Annotated in this window: 3 protein-coding genes and 2 tRNA genes; 2 read left to right on the top strand and 3 right to left on the bottom strand. The window is 47.9% G+C overall.

What is annotated here, in order from left to right; translation table 11 throughout:
- Nucleotides 1–205: 205 nt before the first annotated feature.
- Both QZ311_RS12045 and lepA read right to left on the bottom strand, forming a co-directional pair.
- Nucleotides 206–1,933: a helix-turn-helix transcriptional regulator gene (locus QZ311_RS12045; protein ID WP_297068417.1), complete on the bottom strand. Its 1,728-nt coding sequence runs from the start codon at nucleotides 1,931–1,933 to the stop codon at nucleotides 206–208.
- Nucleotides 1,934–1,990: 57 nt separating this feature from the next.
- The gene (lepA, locus tag QZ311_RS12040) at nucleotides 1,991–3,778 is read right to left on the bottom strand and encodes a translation elongation factor 4 (RefSeq protein WP_297068414.1); all 1,788 of its coding nucleotides are present in this window, start codon (nucleotides 3,776–3,778) and stop codon (nucleotides 1,991–1,993) included.
- A gap of 226 nt (nucleotides 3,779–4,004) precedes the next feature.
- Between lepA and QZ311_RS12035 the strand changes: the two genes are divergently transcribed.
- Nucleotides 4,005–4,078, top strand: a tRNA-His gene (locus tag QZ311_RS12035).
- 82 nt (nucleotides 4,079–4,160) lie between these two features.
- On the opposite strand, the gene gpmA is transcribed toward QZ311_RS12035, so the two are convergent.
- Complete coding sequence (gene gpmA, locus QZ311_RS12030; RefSeq protein WP_297068412.1) at nucleotides 4,161–4,850, bottom strand: 2,3-diphosphoglycerate-dependent phosphoglycerate mutase; 690 nt, start codon at nucleotides 4,848–4,850, stop codon at nucleotides 4,161–4,163.
- Between the two features lie 221 nt (nucleotides 4,851–5,071).
- On the opposite strand from gpmA, the gene QZ311_RS12025 reads away from it, so the two are divergent.
- A tRNA-Gly gene (locus QZ311_RS12025) sits at nucleotides 5,072–5,144 on the top strand.
- Nucleotides 5,145–5,156 lie beyond the last annotated feature (12 nt).

The raw sequence follows: 5,156 nt of genomic DNA, 5'->3' as shown, positions 1-5,156 counted from the left end.
GTCGGACAATCAATTGACGTTGTTCTGATTTCTTATATCGAACTCACGTTAAAATTATAATAATTTATCATCTTTTCAACCGCATAAGAATCCGGATTGAAACGCATACTCTCCACCCGATAATAAAGCGCCGTTGCTGTTTCCGGAAGTACGGACGACAGCAACGGCGCTTTAATATCTTTAATATATAGGAACACCTACACCTCTACATTTCTTTAAGCTGAGCCCGGTAGCGCGCAGGAGTCATTCCGGTTGTCGCCTGAAAAGTGGTGTAGAATGTCGATAGCGAACTGAACCCCACTTCGGCGCATATCTGCTTCAAAGGCATGTTTGCCGTAAGGTCGGAGATTAGCGATATGGCCTCCCTTATGCGATATTCATTGACAATCTGAGTGAATGTCTTTCCCGTCGAATCATTGATTGCCCGCGAGAGATAGGTGCGGTTAGTGCCAAGCCTCTCGGCTATAGCACCGACAGTGATTGACGAATCTGTAAAAAGTTTTTCGACCGACATCATGGCCGTGAAACGCGACATCAGACTGTCGGCCTTGTCCTCAGACAGTGTTCCAGTCGAGGGCTTGTGCTTCTTGGTCTTTTCGAGCTCTTCGAGAAGCATCTGTTCCCGTGAAATATACTCACTGTTCTGCGACACAATAGCACGATAAAGCCTGTCTTTCTTGCGGTAATTATAATATGTCAGCCCCAACAGCATCAAAACAGCCACTACACACACCGCCAGCAAGACTATCTTATGGCGCGTAGACATCAGTTCCATTTTCTGCTCATCAATCAAACGCTCGTTGGCATAGACCTCATGGCGGATACGGTTTTCCTGCAAAGCCCGCTCGCGACTCAGCTGAAAGATGCTGTCCTGATAGGCCTGATACTCCAGACTGTAGTCAAGAGCTTTCTTATAATTACCGGCATCACGATAGGCATAGACCAGTTCCCTGATTATTTCAGGCGAATGTATCTTCATGTCCGACGAGTTGACGTGGTCAAGTCCATGTTCCAGCACCTTGATGGCAGACTGCACCTTGTTGTCGCGACGCAACAAACCGGCATAAGACAAATAGGTAGCTGAAATTTCCGATATGTCAGAGTTCTTAAAATTCTCCATAGCAAGGGCATAGTTGGCATAAGCCCGGGAGACATCACCACGTTTCTCAGCAAGCCTTGCTTTCAGGAGATACAGCTCCGGATCACCACCGAAACCACCTTCGTAGTGAAGCTTCTCAATCTCACCTATCAGAGTTTCCACCCTGTCAAGGCTGTCGGAAAGAAGATAGAATTGAGTAAGAGCCTCTTTGGCATAGTATAACGGAATCGGGTCACCCCTCTTCAACGCAATTTCGTGGGATTGCTCGGCAAGTTTCTGTCCGGAAACATCGTTCATAACTATATAGGCCCCCGAAAGGTTAGACAGGATTATGCCGTAACGTCGTTCATCGTTTATAGCCTTGGCTTCTTCAAGCGCCCTGTAGTAATAGGAGGTAGCGGTGTAGTTGTCGTTGTGTACGAACATATAATACATCGCCATACTGTTATCAATCGAGAGCAAAGCATCGTGGTTCTGAGTATTCTCGGCTATGACACGGGCTTCCTCAAGCTGACGGAAACATTCGGAGGCATCCTCATTGAGAAACGACGAGCCGAGCACGATACGCCCGTAGAGTTCGCAGTAATCCCTGTCGCCGGTGAGTTCACCAAGCTTCAGAAGTCTATTGGCATATTCCCTTGACTTGTTGACATCACCTATATTCATATAGTAGAACGCCACAGTCTTAAGGAGCTGCCTGTCGTTGGGATTATTCTCAAGAGCCACCAAATAGTCATTGATCGTATCCCTTCCGTTTATCGTATCGGCATGAAGCATGAAAGGCGACGTCAACGACATCGCCAATATTAATACTATCTGTATGATTACCTTCATGCTGATTAAGATACTATAGTGTGGAGAGATATGATTGTTTTTCAAGCTTTTATGGCATCAGTCAAGCTTCAGGACCGCAAGGAAAGCTTTCTGCGGAACTTCTACCGAACCGATCTGTTTCATGCGCTTTTTACCCTTCTTCTGCTTTTCAAGGAGCTTGCGCTTACGCGAGATGTCGCCGCCGTAACACTTGGCAGTCACGTCCTTTCGCACAGCCTTGATGGTTTCGCGGGCTATGATCTTAGCGCCGATGGCAGCCTGAATGGCAATGTCAAACTGCTGGCGAGGAATAAGCTCCTTGAGTTTCTCACACATCCGACGGCCGAAAGTGACGGCATTGTCGACATGGGTAAGAGTCGACAGCGCGTCGACGCTCTCGCCGTTGAGAAGAATGTCGAGCTTGACGAGCTTTGACTCGCGGAAGTCATGGAGATGATAGTCAAACGAAGCATAGCCCTTCGAAATGCTCTTAAGCTTATCATAGAAGTCAATCACGATTTCACCGAGCGGCATATCGAAAATGAGCTCCATGCGGTTGCCCGAGATATATTCCTGCTTGACGAGCTCGCCTCGCTTGGCAAGGCAGAGGGTCATTATCGGGCCTATATAGTCGGCGGCGGTGATGATTGACGCGCGGATATAAGGCTCTTCAATGTGGTCGATGAGTGTCGGTTCGGGCAGCCCCGAAGGGTTGTGGACTTCGGTCATCGTGCCGTGCTTGTCAAAGACACGGTATGAAACGTTGGGGACGGTGGTGATGACATCCATGTCAAACTCGCGTCCGAGGCGCTCCTGAATGATTTCCATGTGAAGAAGCCCGAGGAAACCGCAACGGAATCCGAATCCGAGAGCCATCGACGATTCGGGCTGGAAAGTGAGCGATGCGTCGTTGAGCTGAAGTTTTTCAAGCGACGAACGCAGGTTCTCGAAATCCTCCGTCTCAATCGGATAGACACCGGCAAATACCATCGGCTTCACTTCCTCAAAACCGTCGATTGCATTCTCACACGGAGTGTTGACATGGGTTATCGTATCACCCACTTTCACTTCACGCGAAGTCTTGATGCCTGAAATGATATATCCGACATTGCCGGCCGAAAGTTCCTGACACGGCTGCATGTCGAGTTTCAGCACACCGATTTCATCGGCATTGTATTCCTTGCCGGTCGCGACAAACTTCACGAAATCGTTCTTACGTATCGTGCCGTTGACAATTTTGAAATATGCGATGATACCTCTGAACGGATTGAACACAGAGTCGAAAATCAAGGCCTGAAGAGGCTCTGCGGGATTGCCTTTGGGAGCAGGGACGCGCTCGATGATGGCCTGAAGGATTTCAGGCACACCGATGCCGGTCTTTCCGCTGGCCCGGATTACCTCCTCAGGGTCACATCCGAGAAGATCCACAATCTGGTCCTCGACCTCCTCAGGCTTCGCACTGTCAAGATCCACCTTGTTGATTACCGGAATAATCTCAAGATTGTTGTCAATGGCCATATAAAGGTTCGAGATGGTCTGAGCCTGAATGCCCTGCGAAGCGTCGACAATCAGAAGAGCACCCTCACAGGCAGCTATCGAGCGCGACACCTCGTATGAGAAGTCCACGTGTCCCGGAGTGTCAATCAGATTCAACACATAGTCCTCGCCATTCAGACGATAATTCATCTGGATAGCATGGCTCTTGATTGTGATTCCACGTTCGCGCTCCAGATCCATGTCGTCGAGCACCTGCGCCTGCAGGTCCTTTCCGGCAACGGTGTTGGTATACTCAAGAAGACGGTCGGCAAGTGTACTCTTGCCGTGGTCAATATGGGCTATTATACAGAAATTGCGGATATTTTTCATACTGACTGCAAAGTTAGCAATAATTTTCCGCCTATTATATATAGTAAAGGATTTTTTATAATCAGACTCGATGCAAACCATCAGTTTCATGACGGGAAATACCCGCATCATAGGTGTAAATTGAACGATTTTGGAAAATTTTCACATTTTATCAAAAAAAGTTTGCAATAAATTTGGCAGTTCCAAAAAAACGTCCTACCTTTGCAGCGCAAAACCAAGAAACATGGTGAGCATAGCTCAGTTGGTTAGAGCGTCGGATTGTGGTTCCGAAGGTCGTGGGTTCGACCCCCACTGTTCACCCTAAGTAAGTAATTTTGCCCAATAAATGAGGCTCGGATTGATTCCAAGCCTCATTTTTTTATTCATATTCCTAATCATTATATTACTTCAGGTAGCGGTCTGACTTTACTTCGAGACGGTCGGTCAGTTCGAGCACACGCGGTACTCCTGTCGGAATCTCCTCGGCGACTATTTCATCGGGAGTCTTGCCAAGCAGCATCATGACCAATGCTCGGAGCGAATTGCCGTGGGCAGCTACAAAAACCGTATCATATATGCCGAGCGCAGGTGCGATAAGTTCTTCCCAACACGGTTTCACACGCGCCACCGTATCTTTCAGCGACTCGGTCAACGGCAATGAATCCTTGCCGAGAAGAGCGTAGCGCTCTTCGCTTCCGGGGAAACGCTCATCGTCGGCCTGAAGCGCAGGGGGAGCGACATCATAGCTGCGCCTCCATATGTGGACCTGCTCATCGCCATATTTCTCCGCAGTCGCAGCCTTGTTCAGTCCCTGAAGAGCCCCATAGTGGCGCTCATTAAGATGCCAGTCCTTGACAACAGGCAGCCACATCCTGTCCATCGCGTCAAGGGCGATGTCGAGAGTCTGGATTGCTCGTCTCAGATAAGAAGTAAAACAATAGCGCGGTTTGAGACCTAAAGCCGCTATAAGCTCGCCTGCATGTCGTGCCTCTTCCCTTCCTTTTGGCGAAAGCTCCACATCAGTCCAGCCTGTAAAACGGTTTTCAAGATTCCACTCACTTTGTCCGTGGCGCAAAAGTATGAGATTTTTCATAAGCGAATACATATATTATAATATCATAGAAACATCGGCTCTTCATTTATAGTTCAAAAAAAACGGCTATTTTATTCACATCCATTAACACATAATCACCAAATAGCCCCGAAATAAGTTAACAACAGTTAAATACACTGGAAATATTTGCACAGTACAGAATAAGTCCCTACCTTTGCAACGCAAAACGGAAATGACACCGTTTAAAGCTTACCAAAAACGCGAAAATAGCTCAGTTGGTAGAGCACAACCTTGCCAAGGTTGGGGTCGCGGGTTCGAGTCCCGTTTTTCGCTCTAAAGAGAACA

The organism is uncultured Duncaniella sp., from assembly GCF_910578445.1.
Taxonomy (GTDB): domain Bacteria; phylum Bacteroidota; class Bacteroidia; order Bacteroidales; family Muribaculaceae; genus Duncaniella.
This window is presented reverse-complemented; position numbering and strand designations above follow the sequence as displayed.

Bases quoted from the DNA above. Each gene is read 5' to 3' on its own strand.
- gpmA (WP_297068412.1), bottom strand. From the start codon at position 4,850: ATGAAAAATCTCATACTTTTGCGCCACGGACAAAGTGAGTGGAATCTT.
- lepA (WP_297068414.1), bottom strand. From the start codon at position 3,778: ATGAAAAATATCCGCAATTTCTGTATAATAGCCCATATTGACCACGGC.
- QZ311_RS12045 (WP_297068417.1), bottom strand. From the start codon at position 1,933: ATGAAGGTAATCATACAGATAGTATTAATATTGGCGATGTCGTTGACG.